This is a genomic window from Telluria sp. Soil_C_11 (assembly GCF_057657395.1).
In genome coordinates, this window is the sequence record NZ_JBDGIN010000006.1 from 82,256 (window position 1) to 96,005 (window position 13,750).

Sequence of the window (13,750 nt, forward strand, 5' to 3'; positions counted from 1 at the left end):
GTGTGCAATAGGCAATCTTTCTTGACCTGTCGCCACCATGACCGCTGCCGCTCCGACACCGAAACGCCGCCTGCGCAAGATCCTGCTTGCGATGGGCGGCATCGTCGCCATCACCCTTGCCGCCATCCCGCTGGCGCGCAACATGGAGCGGGGTCCGCTCGACGCCAGCGCGCGGCGCCAGGCGCCCGGGCAGTTCGTCACGCTCTCGCACGGCATCGTCCACGTGCGCACCGCCGGCCCCGAGCAGGGCCGCCCGGTGATCCTGGTGCACGGCTTTTCGGTGCCCAGCTATGTGTTCGACAAGACCAGCGCGGACCTGGCGGCGGCGGGCTTCCGCGTGATCCGCTTCGACCTGTACGGGCGCGGCTGGAGCGCCCGCCCGGACGTGGACTACGACCGCGAACTGTTCGCCAACCAGGTCGTGGAACTGATGGATACGCTGCAGATCGCCAGGGCCGACGTGCTCGGCCTGTCGATGGGCGGCGCGGTCGTCGGGCGCTTCGCGGCCGAGCATCCGGAGCGGGTGCGCAGCGTGGTGCTGGTGGCGCCCCTCACGCGGCCGCACGACATCAGCGTGATGGCCTGGCCGGGCGTCGGCGAGTGGCTGACGCGCGCCTGGTTCCTGCCTTCGCTGGCGGCCAACCAGCTCGAAGACTTCCCGCACCCCGAACGCGTGCCCGGCTGGGCCGAGCGCTTCCAGCCGCAGATGCGCTACGACGGCTTCGGACGCGCGATCCTGTCGAGCATCCGCCACCTGTCGAACGCATCGTCGGTGCCGGATTTCGAGAAGGTCGGCAAGAGCGGCCTGCCGGTGCTGCTGGTGTGGGGCGAGCTTGATGCAACGGTGCCCTACGCCGAACACCTGGACGTGCAGCGCGCGATCCCGCAGGCCCAATTCGTCTCGCTGCCCGGCCTGGGCCACATGACGGTGGTCGAGGATCCGGAAGCGACGGATCCGCGGATCGTCGGGTTCCTGCAACAGCATTGAATGCGCCTGGCAACATCATCTGCCCGACCTCATTTCGGGCAGATATGACTTTTGCCATTTCGAGACAGTTTCGTGATGCGCGCGCCTGCATCCCTTGTTCCGGATCGACGCTGGCCTAGACTGAAATACCGCCAGGGCGATGCCCGCTGTGCGGTATCCGACGCCCGCCACGAGGCTGATCCGGCGTGACGCCTGTCCCAGGGTTTATGCTTTGTGAAGGAACGATCATGCGCCTCCTATCTCTTTTGATTCCCGCATCCCTGCTGGTGCTTGCCACTGGCGCGGGTGCGCAGACCCAACCCTACCCCCGTCCCGATACTGCGCCGATCTCGACCGTGACGGTGACGGCCCCGGCCAAGGCGATCCGGCTCAGGCCCGACGAAGTCAAGCAGATCGCCGGCACCTATGACATGGCGAATGGCTGGAAAGTGGAAGTGCTCGGCAAGCCGGAATACATCGACGCGACCATCGACACCGAAAAGCCGATGCGGCTCAAGGCCGTGTCGAGGAACAAGTTCATCTCCGGCGACGGCAACGTGGTCATGGAATTCAACCAGGGGACGGACTACGACATGAAGCTGAGTTATGTCCCCGACCCCAGCAAGCCATCGATGGTGTCGATCCCCGCGCAGAGGGCAAAACGCTGAGCGCCGCGCAGCTCCCAAAAAAACGCCAGCCCGCAAGCTGGCGTTTGTCTTAACGCGTTACCGCGCAGACAAGGAGCGATCAATAGCCGCGGCCGCCGGTGCCGCTGGTAGGAGGCGTGGTGGGGGTGGTGCCCGTGGTGCCGGTGCCGGTGGTGCCGGTGGCGCTGGTGCCGGTGCCCGAACCCGAGCCGGTGCCGCTCATGCCGGACGAGCCGCTCATGCCCGACGAGGTGGTGCCGGTGCCGCTCGCGCCGGTGCTGCCGCTCATGCCGCTGGTGCCGGTCGAGCCGGAACCCATGCTGCCGCTGGTGCCGCTGCTACCCGACGAGGTGCCGGTGCCCATGCTGCCCGAGGTGCCCGACGAGCCGGTGCCCATGCTGCCGCTGCCGGTGCCGGACGAGCCGGTGCCCATGCTGCCGCTGGAGCCGGACGAACCGGTGCCGGTGCCGGTGCCCGAGGTGCCGCTCGAACCCGAGGAACCGCTGGTGCCCATGCTGCCGCTGCCCGAGGTGCCGCTGGTGCCCGACGAACCGCTGCCGCTGCCCATGCTGCTGCTGCCCGAGGTCGTGGTGTCGCCCATGCTCGAACCCGAGCTGGTCGAACCGCTGCTGCTCGAACCCGAGCTGGCGCTGTGCTTCTTGTGGTGTTTCTTCTTGCTGTGCTTCTTGGTCGACGATTTGCTGGTGGCCTGGTCTGCCTGGGCGCTGGCGTTGGTGTCGCCGGTGGTCGACGCATTGCTGCTTTGCGCCTGGGCGCTACCCATGCCGAACATCGCCACCGCAACGGAGGCTCCCAGAAGGCCTTTCAGTAACTTATTCATTTTCATATCGCTCTCCTAATGGATTTGGGGCAAAAAGCTCAACAATATCAACGAGATGCATTGAGGGTTCGCAGTGTAAAACGGTCCCGGCAAAGCGTGCGCGCGTTAGCCGTGCGGCAAAAAACCATGAGCGGGAAAGCGATATGTCGCAGGAGTCAGTGCGAGGCAGCCACCGCCGGCGAACCGTGAGGCGCCGCCACCGCCGCGGCCTGCGCGGCGAGCGTGCCCAGCCTGGTGTACAGCGCCAGCACATTGCTCTTGTCGTCCGGATAGACCCGGTTCGACAGCAGCACGTAGAAGGTGCGCGAGCCGGGGTCGATCCACAGGACGCAGCCGGTGAAGCCGGTATGGCCGTAGCTGCCGACCGGGAACAGGGTGCCGCGCGGACGCACCGCATACGGCGAGTCGATGTCCATGCCCAGGCCGCGCAGCGCCTCGATGCCGGCCGGCGATTGCGGCGTCGTCATCAGCCGCACGCTGTCCGGGCTGAGGATGCGCACGCCATCCAGCTCGCCGCCCTGGAGCAGCATGCGGGCGTAGCGCGCGACGTCGTGCGCGGTGGTGAACACGCCGGCCGAACCGGCCACGCCATCCATGCGGCGCGCGGTCGGATCGTGCACCACGCCCTGCAGCAGCTGGCCGGGGGCGAGGTCGCCGTGGCCCGCGCCGCCGTCTTCCCTGCCCTTCTGGGTCGGCGCGATCAGCGCGACCCTGGCGCTGTCCAGGCGGCGCAGCGGCGCGTAGCCGGTGTCAAGCATCTTCAGCGGTTCGAAGATGCGGGTGCGCGCGAATTCGTCGAGCGGCATGCCGGACACCTTCTGCACCAGCTGGCCGAGCAGGATGTAGTTGATGTCCGAGTAGCGGAAGAAGGTGCCGGGCGGATGGGTCACCGCCTGGCTGCAGGCCAGCGCGTGGGCGGCGGCGTCGCCATGCCAGGCCGGCCTGGCCGGCAGGCCGGACGGCAGGCCCGAGCTGTGGGTCAGCAGGTGCCGGATCGTGATCGCATCCTTGCCGCCGTTCGCGCATTCCGGGAAGTAGCTCACCAGTTTCGCGTCGAGGGCTATCCTGCCCTCTTCCGCCAGCTTCAGGACGGACGGCGCGGTGGCCAGCACCTTGCTCAGCGAGGCGGCGTCGAACACGGTGGCGGTGTCGACAGGGCGCGCATCCGGCTCGTAGCTGAGCTTGCCGTAGGCCCGCTCGTAGGACTGGCCGCCGCGTTCGAGGTGCACCACCGCGCCCGGCAGCTGGCGGGCGGCGACGGCCTGTTCGACGGCGGCGTCGATCTCCGGGAAGCGCGCGGCATCCAGTTGCGCGGACTGCGGTTCCGCACCCATGGAGGAGCGCGGCGGCGAGGCGCAACCGGCAAGGAATACGGCGGCGGAAGTGGCGGCGAACAGCAGGCGGAGGGAAGAACGTGGCATGGTTGGCAAGGGCGCGGACGGCCCGGGCAGAGGAATTAACGAAAGGCAATCATAGGCAGGCCACTTGGCGGGGTCAAGCGGGGCGCGGTCGGCGGGAAAAATCCGAACGGCGTATCATGGCCCCATGATTCCTCTCTCGATACTCGACCTCGCCCCCATCGTTGAGGGCGCCACCGCTTCCGATTCCTTCCGCAACTCGCTCGACCTTGCCCAGCACGGCGAGCGCTGGGGCTACCACCGTTTCTGGCTTGCCGAACACCACGGCATGCCGGGCATCGCCAGTGCGGCGACCTCGGTCCTGATGTGCCATGTTGCCAACGGCACCTCGACGATCCGCATCGGCGCCGGCGGCATCATGCTGCCGAACCATTCCCCGCTCGTGATCGCCGAACAGTTCGGCACGCTGGCCTCGCTGTTCCCCGGCCGCATCGACCTCGGCCTGGGCCGCGCGCCCGGTTCCGACCACACCACCGCGCGCGCGCTGCGCCGCAACCTGGCGTCCGACGCCGACGAGTTCCCGCAGGACGTGGTGGAGCTGATGGATTACTTTGCCGACTCGCCGCGCCGCCAGGTGCGCGCGGTGCCGGGCGCCGGCCTCGACGTGCCGGTCTGGATCCTCGGTTCGAGCCTGTTCGGCGCCCAGCTGGCGGCCGCCCTCGGCCTGCCCTACGCCTTCGCCTCGCACTTCGCGCCGCAGATGATGATGCAGGCGATCGAGCTGTACCGCGCCACCTTCCGTCCCTCGGCCCAGCTCGACAAGCCCTACGTGATGCTCGGCTTTAACGTGTTTGCCGCCGACACCGACGCCGAGGCGCATTTCCGCGCGACCTCGATGCAGCAGGCCTTCATCAACCTGCGCAGCGGCCGTCCGACCAGGCTGAAGCCGCCGGTCGAAGGCTATCTGGAGTCGCTGAGCCCGCCGGAGCGGTCGATGCTGGACTCGGTCCTGTCGTGCTCGGCCATCGGCGCGCCGGACACGGTCGCCGCCCAGCTCAAGGCCTTCATCGAGCGCACCGGCGCCGACGAACTGATGATCACCTCGCAGGTCTTCGACCACGCGGCGCGTCTGCGCTCGTACGAGATTACCGCAGGCATCATGGACAGATCGTAATGTGTGCTGGTCAACGATGACGCCGCCAAGCCGTTCTTTCCGTTGATTGGCGAACAGTCGGGAACGTTCGCCAGGCCTAGGCTGCGCATATCGGCGGCCGTCCGGCCGCCCACCTACCGGAGAATGACCATGAAAGCTCGATTGATTGCCGTATCCCTCGTGATGTCGCTGGCCTCGACCGGCGCCGCCTATGCCAAGCCCAGCTGCCTGAAAGGCGCGGCTGCGGGCGCCGTCGGCGGCCACTTCCTGGGCAAGCACCACGTGCTCGGCGCGGCCGTCGGCTGCGCCGTGGGCCACCACATGTCGAAGAAGCAGGAACGGGAACAAGCCCAGGCCCAGGCCCAGGCGAATGCCCAGGCCCAGGCAAACGCCAATGCGCAGGCCCAGGCGAATTCCCAGGCCGCATCCCGCCGTAAATAAGGACACAGCGGGGCGCCGCGCCACCCCGGCGGTGAGCGGCGCCGCGCCCGCTCAGGCGTCGCCGGTGCCGGCCTGCAGCGCGTCGATGAGGTCGCGGGTCGAGCGCACCCGGCCCATGGTGCGGAACACGTTCTCGCAGCAGTGCTTGTGCGCTTCCGCGTTCGCGGTGCTCATCGCGTCTTCCGCGAAGACCAGCTCGTAGCCGCGGTCGAAGGCCGCGCGCGCGGTCGATTCGACGCCGTAGTTGGTGGCGATGCCGCTCATGATGAGGGTCTTGATGCCGCGCCGGCGCAGCAGCTGGTCGAGCTCGGTACCGTAGAAAGCGCCCCACTGGCGCTTGGTCACCACATGGTCGGTGGCCTGCACCTGGGCTTCGGGCGCCATGTGCGACGCTTCCGGCGGCGGCGTCGGCGTGCCGGGCTTGAACATCGGGTTGTCGGCCGGCAGCTGCAGCAGCTCGTCCAATTGCACGCGCACGAAAATCACCATGCCGCCGCGGTCGCGCATTTCGCCGGCCAGCAGCACGCAATTGCCCACCACCCGTTCGGCCGGATGCGGCGCCAGTTCCTTCTTCACGTTGAAGTTCTGCAGGTCGATCTGCACGAGAGCAGTGCGGCCGATGTCGATATTCAGGGTCTTGTTCATGGAATCCTCCTTGGGCCGAAGTATTCACCAGGCGCGGTTTTGGCGGCGCGCGGCGGCCAAGGCCGGCCTCCGGATAAATACAGACCGCGGCTTGACGCTGTGATAAATTTCTCAGGATCATAAATAGAGACGGCAGACGCCGCAGACCATGAAGAAAATCGCCATCGCCGGCATGAGCGCACTGCTGGCGGCCTGCGCCACCACCCAGCCTCCCCTCACCGCCTACAGCCTCGGTTCCGGCGCTCCGCGCAGCGCGGCCCAGCAGGCGCTCGAATTCGACAAGGCCGACCTCAAGCTGCGCATCGAGCCGGCCAGCCGCAGCATCCGGGGCGACGTCACGCTCACCTTCGGCACCCGCGCGCCGGTCGGCAGCATCGAGCTCGACCTGGACCGCAACCTGCCGATCGACGCCATCGAGGTCGACGGCCAGCCGCTGTCCGCCGCCAACTGGCGCAATCCGGACGGCAAGCTGACCATAGCCCTGCCGCAGCCCCTGCAGCCCGGCAAGCAGGTGGCGGTGCGCGTGCGCTACCACGGCCAGCCGCACGTGGCCAGGCGCGCGCCCTGGGACGGCGGCTTCGTCTGGTCGCAGACGCCCGACGGCCAGCCCTGGGTGGCGAGCGCCGTGCAGGGCGAAGGCTGCGACCTGTTCTGGCCCTGCATCGACCATCCGACCGGCAAGCCGAAACAGGTCGACGAGCACATCACGGTCCCGAGCCCGCTGGTCGCGGCCGGCAACGGCATCGCCATGGGCATGGATGAGGCGGACGGCTGGCGCACCTACCACTGGCGCACCAGGAACCCGAGCACCTACGGCATCTCGATCAACGTCGCGCCCTATCAGCTGCTGTCGGGCGAATACCGCAGCCGCTACGGCAACGTGATTCCGCTGCGCATGTGGTACCTGCCGCAGAGCGAAAAGGGCGCAAAGGAACTGTTCGCCGAGTTCCCGCAGATGCTGGACTTCTTCGAGAGCACCATCGGCCCCTACCCCTTCGGCGACGAAAAGATGGGCGTGGTGGAAACGCCGCACAAGGGCATGGAGCACCAGACCATCAATGCCTACGGCAACAAGTACGCGAAGACGGCGTATGGCTACGACGAGCTGCTGCAGCACGAGTTCGCCCACGAGTGGTTCGGCAACCAGCTGACCAACGCCGACTGGGACGACATGTGGCTGCACGAAGGCCTGGGCAGCTATATGCAGCCGCTCTACATGCAGGTCCTGCGCGGCGACCAGGAATACTTCGCATCGCTGATGCACCAGCGCGCCATGATCGAGAACAAGGCGCCGATCGTGTCCGGCAAGCCGCGGCTGGAAGAGGACGTCTACGACACAAAGCGCGGCGGCCCGGGACAGGACATCTACAACAAGGGTTCACTGGTCATGCACACGCTGCGCGGCCTGATCGGCGACGAAGCCTTCTTCCGCGCGGTGCGCGAAGAAGTGTACGGGACCGCCGACCCGCGTCCGGGCGCGCTCGCGCCGCGCTACGGCACGACGCCCGAATTCATGGCCATCGTCAAGCGCGTGAGCGGGCGCGACCTGGACTGGTTCTTCCAGGCCTACCTCTACCAGAAGGACCTGCCGGAACTGCAGGCCACGCGCAGCGGCAACACCTTGCAGCTGGCCTGGAAGACGGAAAAGAACACGCCGTTCCCGATGCCGGTCGAGGTCAAGGTGGGAAATCGCGTGGTCAGCGTGCCGATGACGGACGGGCGCGGCAGTGTCGAGCTGCCGGAAGGGGCAAGCTATACGCTGGATCCGCATTCGAAGGTGCTGCGCAGGGAGCAGCATATCGAGCGGTATCGGCAGTATCTGGACGAGCTGAAAAAGAAGAAAGAGAAGGAGAAGGCTGCTTAAAAACCGTCGTTCCCGGCATTGCCGGAAACGACTCCCCGCGAAGGCGGGGACCCAAGTTCCTGGCGTACCGGCAGCGTTTGGCGTTGGCGGTTTGCGAAATAACTTGGATCCCCGCCTGCGCGGGGACGACGGGTTTGAGCCAAGTAATTACTTCCGAGCCGAATCCTGCATCTTCTCGCCAGTACGCTCCAGCGCGCGGCCGGTGGCGGCGGTTGCATCCTTCGCGCCTTCCTTCGCGCTCGCAGCGGCGTCGTGCGATTCCTGGCGCACTTCGGCGCCTGCTTCGCGCATGTTGGCGGCTGCGCGGTCCGAGGCGGCGTCGATCTTGGCGCCGGCGCGATCGGTGGCGGCATCGATCTTCTCGCCGGCACGGTTGGCGGCGGCGTTGGCGTCGGCGGCGGCTTCACGGCTTTCGGCAGCGACTTTCGCGCCGGTATCGTCGACGGCCTTGCCTGCGGTCTGGGCCGGGCCCATGCCGTTGGTTTCGACGGTCGTCTTTTCGGTTTTCTGGCAGCCGGTGGCCAGCACGGCGACAGCAAGAACGAGGCTCGACAGGGAAATGGTCGTGGTCTTCATGATGGGCTCCTTTTATTATCAAAAATGAAATTTCGTAGGCGTATCTTACACCGCCCGTCCATACGCACGATTGGCAATTGTGCCAAACCGTAACAAGAAATTCACTTTTCCCGAGGCCGTCCGAGCCCGGCCGTTACAAGTTCTTTCAAACGCCGTGTTCAAGGCAGGGGATTCCCGTCCGCATCGATTTTCCGCACCTCGCCCAGGCCCAGTCCACGCACGTCGGCCTCGACCTTGCTCATGTCGCCCACCACGATCCAGACCTGTTGCTTCGGCAAGATGGTCCGCGCCGCCAGCGCATTCAGTTCGGCCGGCGCCACGGCCAGCACCTTGTCCGTGTAGGTGTTGTAATAGTCCTCGGGCAAGCGGTACTGCAGGATGGTGGCATAGCCGTTGCTGAGCTGGGCGATGGTCTCGAAGGCGCCGGGCAGGCCGAGGGTTTCGTTGTCCTGGGCCGCCTTCAGCTCCGGCTGGGTGATGGGGCGGGCGCCGGCGATGTCGGCGTATTCCCGGATTAGCTCGCGCAGGGCCGGCGCGGTCCGGTCGGTCTGCACCGGCGAGGCGCTGAACAGGATGCGCTGCCCGACCGCCGCCACCAGCGAGGAGCCGACGCCGTAGGACCAGTGCTTGTCTTCGCGCAGGTTCATGTTCAGGCGCGAGCTGAAGGTGCCGCCGAACACGTCGTTCAGCAGGTTCAGCGCCACCGCGTCCGGCGAATTGCGCGGCGGCGCCAGCTGGGCGCCGACGATCTCGCTCTGCAGGGCGCCGGGGCGGTCGAGCAGGTAGATCACGGTCCGGTCGGGCTGCGCGACCCGGGCCACGTTCTTCCGCGGCACGCCCCCCGGCTGCCAGCCGGCGAAGGCCTGCTCCAGCAAGGGCCTGAGCGCGGCCATCGTGGTGTCGCCGACCACCAGCAGGGTCGCATTGCCGGGCTTGAACCAGGCCTGGTGATAGCGCACCAGGTCGGCCCGCGTCATGCGCGCCACCGCGCTTTCCGTGCCGGTGCCGGTCAGCGGCAGGCCATAGGCGTGGTCCTTGCCGTACAGCAGGCCCGGCAGCACGCGCAGCGCCATCGCGCGCGGCACCGTCTTCTCGCGCCTGATGGCGGCGATGCGGTCGCGCTGCAGGCGCTCGACATCCGCCTGCGGGAAGGATGGGTGCAGGACCAGGTCGGCATACAGGCCCAGGGCCTGCGGCAAGGTCGGGCTCAGGACATTCATGTTGACGAAGGCGCCGTCGAGGTTGGTGGTGGCGCCGAGCGAGGCCCCCAGCGCTTCCAGCTCGGCGCTGACCTGCCGCGAAGACCGCGCGTTTGCCCCATGACGCGTGCCCTCTTCCAGCATCCGCATCGTCAGGCTGGCCAGGCCCGGCAGCGCGTGCGAATCGGAGGCGTATCCCGCATCGATCATCATCGACAGGTTGACGATCGGCGCGCCATGGCGTTCGGCCAGCACCAACTTCAGGCCGTTCGACAGGGTCGCCAGCTGCATCGGCGGCAGGTGCAGCTGTTCCGCTTGCCCGAGCGGCGGACCCTTGCTGCGGTCGAGGGTCGTCACCGAGGGCGCGAGCCCAGCCGGGAACGGATCGACCTGCAGGATATAGTCGCCGTCGTCCAGCCACGCCAGCATGGCTTGCCGCACCATGGCCGGGGTCGCGGCCCGGATGCGCTTCAGGTAGGTCTTGTAGCAGTCCGGGTTGCCGGTGAAGGTCATGCAGCGCGCCAGCAGGTCGCTCTTGCCGCCGAAGCCGCCGACCCGCTCGACGGTGCGCGCGTACTGCGCCAGGATCGCCGTCTTCGCCAGGCGCAGCTCGTCCTCGCGCGGTCCGCTTTTCAGGAGTGCCTGCAATTCCTGGTCGGCCACGCGCTCCATGCGCGCCACGTCGGCGCCGGGGCGGGCCGTCAGGTTGATGCCGAACTGGCCGGCGATCTCGTTCGAGTCGTCGCTGGCGAAGGCCGAGGTCGCCAGCTGCTCCCTGACCACCAGGCGCTGGTACAGGCGCGAGGTCTTGCTGCCGCCCAGCACATGGGCCGCCAGGTCGAGCAGCGCTTCTTCCGGCGTGTCCGCGCCCGGCACGTTCCAGATCCGGTAGATGCGCGCCTGCGGCACGCGGTCCTGCACGCTGCCGCGGTGGGTGCCGCTGCGCTTCGCCACCCAGGCGCGCTGCGTCGCCACCGGCGGGCCGGGCGGGATGTCGCCATAGTATTTCTCGACCTTCTCGCGGGCCTGCGCGGGCGTGATGTCGCCGGCCAGCACCAGCACCACATTGTTCGGGCCGTAATTGCCGCGAAACCATTCCGTCACGTCCGTCATGGAGGCGGCGTCGAGGTCTTCCATCGAGCCGATCGTGGTCCAGGAATACGGATGGTTGGCCGGATACGTGTTTTCGGTGACGATCTGCTCGACCACGCCGTAGGGCTGGTTCTCGCGCTGGCGCTTCTCGTTCTGCACCACGCCGCGCTGCAGGTCCAGCTTCTTCTGGTCGAGCACGCCCAGCAGGTGGCCCATGCGGTCGCTCTCGGCGAACAGGGCGTAGTCGAGCATCGAGGCCGGCACGGTCTCGAAGTAATTGGTGCGGTCCTTGTTCGTAGTGCCGTTCAGGTCGCTCGCGCCGATGCCCTCCAGGGCCGACAGGAAGGTCTTGTCGAAGTTGGCGCTGCCCGAGAACATCAGGTGCTCGAACAGGTGGGCGAAGCCGGTCTTGCCCGGCTTTTCGTTCTTGGAGCCGACGTGGTACCAGGTGTTCACGGCCACCACGGGCGATTTGTGATCCTCGTGCACAAGTACGGTCAGGCCGTTGTTCAGCACGAACTTCGAATAGGGGATGTCGGGAATGGGGATGTCGACGGCGGCGCGCGGTGCGGCAACGGCCGGGGCCGATGCCGGGAGCGCCAGCACCAGCACCAGCGCGAGCAGCAATGCCAGAAACGGCGCAATCGAGGGGGAACGCATGCCTGCCTCCTGGAATCCGGGCCGCCCATTCTATGCCAGCCCGTCTGCGCACGGCTGAACCCGGGCGTGCTATGCTTGTCGACCTTTGCTCCCTGTTGACGCTGCCCGTGCGCCCGTTGAGCACCGCGACAAGGTAGCTGAATGATCATCGATTCCCCCTCTTCCCCCGGTTTCACTCCGTCCCGCACCGGCGCGCTCGCGGTATCCGTGCTCGTCACGGTCGCCACGCTGCTGCTGCTGCCGATCGCCAGCCACAAGTGGCCGAACGTGCCCGCCTTCGTGCCCTCCTACCAGGCCGTGCTGATCGGTACTTACCTGCTGGCGTCCTACCTGGTCTACGGTTATTTCCTGCAGACGCGCATCCGCTCGCTGCTCTGGCTGTGGTCCGGCTGCGTGTACACCGCCGCGGTGCTGGCGGCGCAGTTCCTGTCCCTGCCCGGCGCCTTCGTCGCCAAGGAGCGCCTGCTGGGCGGGCCGCAGACCACCATCTGGCTGTGGTTCTTCTGGCACCTGGGCGCCGGCGGCATGTTGCTCGGCTATGCGGTGACGGAATGGCGCGGCGCCGGCAGGATGGTCGCCGACGCCCGGCGCAGCTTCGTCCGCGCCGCCGCCGCCATGGCCGTCGCGCTGGCCGCGACCCTGGCGGCGGTGACGGTTTTACACGATTACCTGCCGATCCAGAACATCGGCGACGATTACAGCCTGATCACGCGGACCGGCTACGGCCCGCTGATCCAGGCCATCCTGTTCGCCGCCCTGTTCTTCCTGTGGCGCGCCAGCCGCTTCCGCACGCCGATCAGCGCCTGGCTGGGCGTGGCGATCCTGGCCCTGGCCTTCGATAACATCATCACCATGGCCGGCGGGGCGCGGCTGTCGGTCGGCTGGTATGTCGGGCGCCTGAACGCCCTGCTGTCCGCCATCGTGATGCTGGTGCTGTACATGCAGACCATCCACCGCGTCTACCTGAAGGCGGCCGTGAATGCCAGCGAGCTCGCACTCGCGAAGGACAAGCTCGAACGCCACCAGGAGCGCCTGGAATCGCTCGTCCGGGAACGCACCCGCTCGCTCGAAGATGCCCAGAACGCCCTGCTGCACGCCCAGAAAATGGAAGCGATGGGCAAGCTGACCGGCGGCGTGGCCCACGATTTCAACAACGTGCTGCACATCATCGGCGGCAATCTCGACCTGATCCGCATGCTGTCGGGCGCCAACGACAAGGTGGTGCAGCGCTGCCTGTCGGCGCGCGACGCGGTGCGGCGCGGCGCCCGGCTGTCCTCGCAGCTGCTGTCCTTTGCCCGGAAGCAGGCGCTGCAGCCGGCGCCGACCAGCATGACCCTGGTGCTGGGCGAGATGGACGAGCTGCTCAAGCGGGCCCTCGGCGAGCGCATCCGGATCGAGCTGGCCATCGCGCCCGGCAGCTGGAACGTCAAGGTGGACCAGCAGCAGCTCGAGAACGTGATCCTGAACCTGGCGCTCAACGCGCGCGACGCGATGCAGGATGGCGGCCTGCTGTCCATCCAGGTCTCGAATACCGTGCTGGGCGGCGACGACGCGGCCCGCCTGCAGCTCGGCGGCAGGGACTATGTGTGCCTGGCCTTCATCGATACCGGCAGCGGCATGAGCAGGGAAGTCCGCGAGCGCGCCTTCGAGCCTTTCTTCTCGACCAAGGGCGTCGGCAAGGGCACCGGGCTCGGTCTCAGCATGGCGTATGGTTTCGTCAAGCAAAGCGGCGGCCATATCGAGATCGGCAGCGAGCCGGGGCGCGGCACCACCGTGACCATCCTGCTGCCGCGCAGCACCGAAGCGGCGGTCGAAAAGACGGCAGTGCCGGCCGCCACCGTCGCCGGCGGCGCGGAAACCATCCTCGTCGTCGACGACGAAATCGCGATCCAGGACAACGTCGCCGAGATCCTGTCGGCCCTCGGCTACCGGGTGCTCCGGGCCGGCAGCGCCGACGAAGCGGGCGCCGTGCTGCGCCAGCACCACCAGGTCGACCTGCTGTTCACCGACGTCATCATGCCCGGCACCATGAACAGCCCGCAGCTGGCCGAACTGGCCCGCCAGCTCCATCCGGGCATCCAGGTCCTGTTCACGTCCGGCTATTCCGAGAACGCGGTGATCCAGGACGGCCGCCTGAAGCAGGGTGTGGCGCTATTGAACAAGCCCTACAGCGACGAGGAACTGGCGCGCGCGATCCGCGCTGCGTTGAATGGCAGCAAGCAGGTGTATATGCAGTGAAATGTTGCTTTTCATTGTAGTTTTGGGCTGACAAGCTGTAGGGGAATCCGCCTCCTGCATGCTTTTCGC

At 67.3% G+C, this 13,750-nt stretch carries 11 protein-coding genes; 6 read left to right on the forward strand and 5 right to left on the reverse strand.

Features of this window, described 5'->3' with window-relative positions:
- Nucleotides 1-37: 37 nt before the first annotated feature.
- Both AC3A6M_RS12085 and AC3A6M_RS12090 read left to right on the forward strand, forming a co-directional pair.
- Nucleotides 38-988: an alpha/beta fold hydrolase gene (locus tag AC3A6M_RS12085; RefSeq protein WP_487852972.1), complete on the forward strand. Its 951-nt coding sequence runs from the start codon at nucleotides 38-40 to the stop codon at nucleotides 986-988.
- 227 nt (nucleotides 989-1,215) lie between these two features.
- Entirely contained in the window at nucleotides 1,216-1,635 is a 420-nt protein-coding gene (locus tag AC3A6M_RS12090; protein ID WP_487852973.1) for a hypothetical protein, read from the forward strand.
- Nucleotides 1,636-1,714: 79 nt separating this feature from the next.
- Here the strand turns inward: AC3A6M_RS12090 and AC3A6M_RS12095 are convergent, their stop codons facing one another.
- Both AC3A6M_RS12095 and AC3A6M_RS12100 read right to left on the reverse strand, forming a co-directional pair.
- A complete protein-coding gene (locus AC3A6M_RS12095; RefSeq protein WP_487852974.1) occupies nucleotides 1,715-2,461 on the reverse strand; it encodes a hypothetical protein in 747 nt (248 codons plus the stop codon).
- Nucleotides 2,462-2,610: 149 nt separating this feature from the next.
- Nucleotides 2,611-3,876 (reverse strand): serine hydrolase domain-containing protein, encoded by a 1,266-nt coding sequence (locus AC3A6M_RS12100; protein ID WP_487852975.1) that lies wholly within the window; start codon nucleotides 3,874-3,876, stop codon nucleotides 2,611-2,613.
- 124 nt (nucleotides 3,877-4,000) lie between these two features.
- Between AC3A6M_RS12100 and AC3A6M_RS12105 the strand changes: the two genes are divergently transcribed.
- Both AC3A6M_RS12105 and AC3A6M_RS12110 read left to right on the forward strand, forming a co-directional pair.
- The gene (locus AC3A6M_RS12105) at nucleotides 4,001-4,987 is read left to right on the forward strand and encodes an LLM class flavin-dependent oxidoreductase (RefSeq protein WP_487852976.1); all 987 of its coding nucleotides are present in this window, start codon (nucleotides 4,001-4,003) and stop codon (nucleotides 4,985-4,987) included.
- Between the two features lie 129 nt (nucleotides 4,988-5,116).
- Nucleotides 5,117-5,407: a hypothetical protein gene (locus AC3A6M_RS12110; protein WP_487852977.1), complete on the forward strand. Its 291-nt coding sequence runs from the start codon at nucleotides 5,117-5,119 to the stop codon at nucleotides 5,405-5,407.
- A 51-nt stretch (nucleotides 5,408-5,458) separates the two neighbouring features.
- Here the strand turns inward: AC3A6M_RS12110 and AC3A6M_RS12115 are convergent, their stop codons facing one another.
- Nucleotides 5,459-6,052 carry an isochorismatase family protein gene (locus AC3A6M_RS12115; RefSeq protein ID WP_487852978.1) on the reverse strand — a complete coding sequence of 198 codons (594 nt, stop codon included), beginning with the start codon at nucleotides 6,050-6,052 and terminating at the stop codon, nucleotides 5,459-5,461.
- A gap of 148 nt (nucleotides 6,053-6,200) precedes the next feature.
- Between AC3A6M_RS12115 and AC3A6M_RS12120 the strand changes: the two genes are divergently transcribed.
- Nucleotides 6,201-7,916: a M1 family metallopeptidase gene (locus AC3A6M_RS12120; protein WP_487852979.1), complete on the forward strand. Its 1,716-nt coding sequence runs from the start codon at nucleotides 6,201-6,203 to the stop codon at nucleotides 7,914-7,916.
- Between the two features lie 147 nt (nucleotides 7,917-8,063).
- Here AC3A6M_RS12120 and AC3A6M_RS12125 read toward each other — a convergent pair whose 3' ends face one another.
- Nucleotides 8,064-8,492, reverse strand: coding sequence for a hypothetical protein (locus AC3A6M_RS12125; protein WP_487852980.1), 429 nt, complete (start codon nucleotides 8,490-8,492; stop codon nucleotides 8,064-8,066).
- A gap of 158 nt (nucleotides 8,493-8,650) precedes the next feature.
- Nucleotides 8,651-11,443 (reverse strand): M16 family metallopeptidase, encoded by a 2,793-nt coding sequence (locus AC3A6M_RS12130; RefSeq protein WP_487852981.1) that lies wholly within the window; start codon nucleotides 11,441-11,443, stop codon nucleotides 8,651-8,653.
- 141 nt (nucleotides 11,444-11,584) lie between these two features.
- Between AC3A6M_RS12130 and AC3A6M_RS12135 the strand changes: the two genes are divergently transcribed.
- On the forward strand, nucleotides 11,585-13,681 hold the full coding sequence (locus AC3A6M_RS12135) for an MASE4 domain-containing protein (RefSeq protein ID WP_487852982.1): 2,097 nt from the start codon (nucleotides 11,585-11,587) through the stop codon (nucleotides 13,679-13,681).
- Nucleotides 13,682-13,750: the final 69 nt, after the last annotated feature.

Coding starts and splice junctions, on each gene's coding strand:
- AC3A6M_RS12090 (WP_487852973.1), top strand. CDS start 1,216: ATGCGCCTCCTATCTCTTTTGATTCCCGCATCCCTGCTGGTGCTTGCC.
- AC3A6M_RS12115 (WP_487852978.1), bottom strand. CDS start 6,052: ATGAACAAGACCCTGAATATCGACATCGGCCGCACTGCTCTCGTGCAG.
- AC3A6M_RS12100 (WP_487852975.1), bottom strand. CDS start 3,876: ATGCCACGTTCTTCCCTCCGCCTGCTGTTCGCCGCCACTTCCGCCGCC.
- AC3A6M_RS12110 (WP_487852977.1), top strand. CDS start 5,117: ATGAAAGCTCGATTGATTGCCGTATCCCTCGTGATGTCGCTGGCCTCG.
- AC3A6M_RS12095 (WP_487852974.1), bottom strand. CDS start 2,461: ATGAAAATGAATAAGTTACTGAAAGGCCTTCTGGGAGCCTCCGTTGCG.
- AC3A6M_RS12120 (WP_487852979.1), top strand. CDS start 6,201: ATGAAGAAAATCGCCATCGCCGGCATGAGCGCACTGCTGGCGGCCTGC.
- AC3A6M_RS12085 (WP_487852972.1), top strand. CDS start 38: ATGACCGCTGCCGCTCCGACACCGAAACGCCGCCTGCGCAAGATCCTG.
- AC3A6M_RS12130 (WP_487852981.1), bottom strand. CDS start 11,443: ATGCGTTCCCCCTCGATTGCGCCGTTTCTGGCATTGCTGCTCGCGCTG.
- AC3A6M_RS12135 (WP_487852982.1), top strand. CDS start 11,585: ATGATCATCGATTCCCCCTCTTCCCCCGGTTTCACTCCGTCCCGCACC.
- AC3A6M_RS12105 (WP_487852976.1), top strand. CDS start 4,001: ATGATTCCTCTCTCGATACTCGACCTCGCCCCCATCGTTGAGGGCGCC.
- AC3A6M_RS12125 (WP_487852980.1), bottom strand. CDS start 8,492: ATGAAGACCACGACCATTTCCCTGTCGAGCCTCGTTCTTGCTGTCGCC.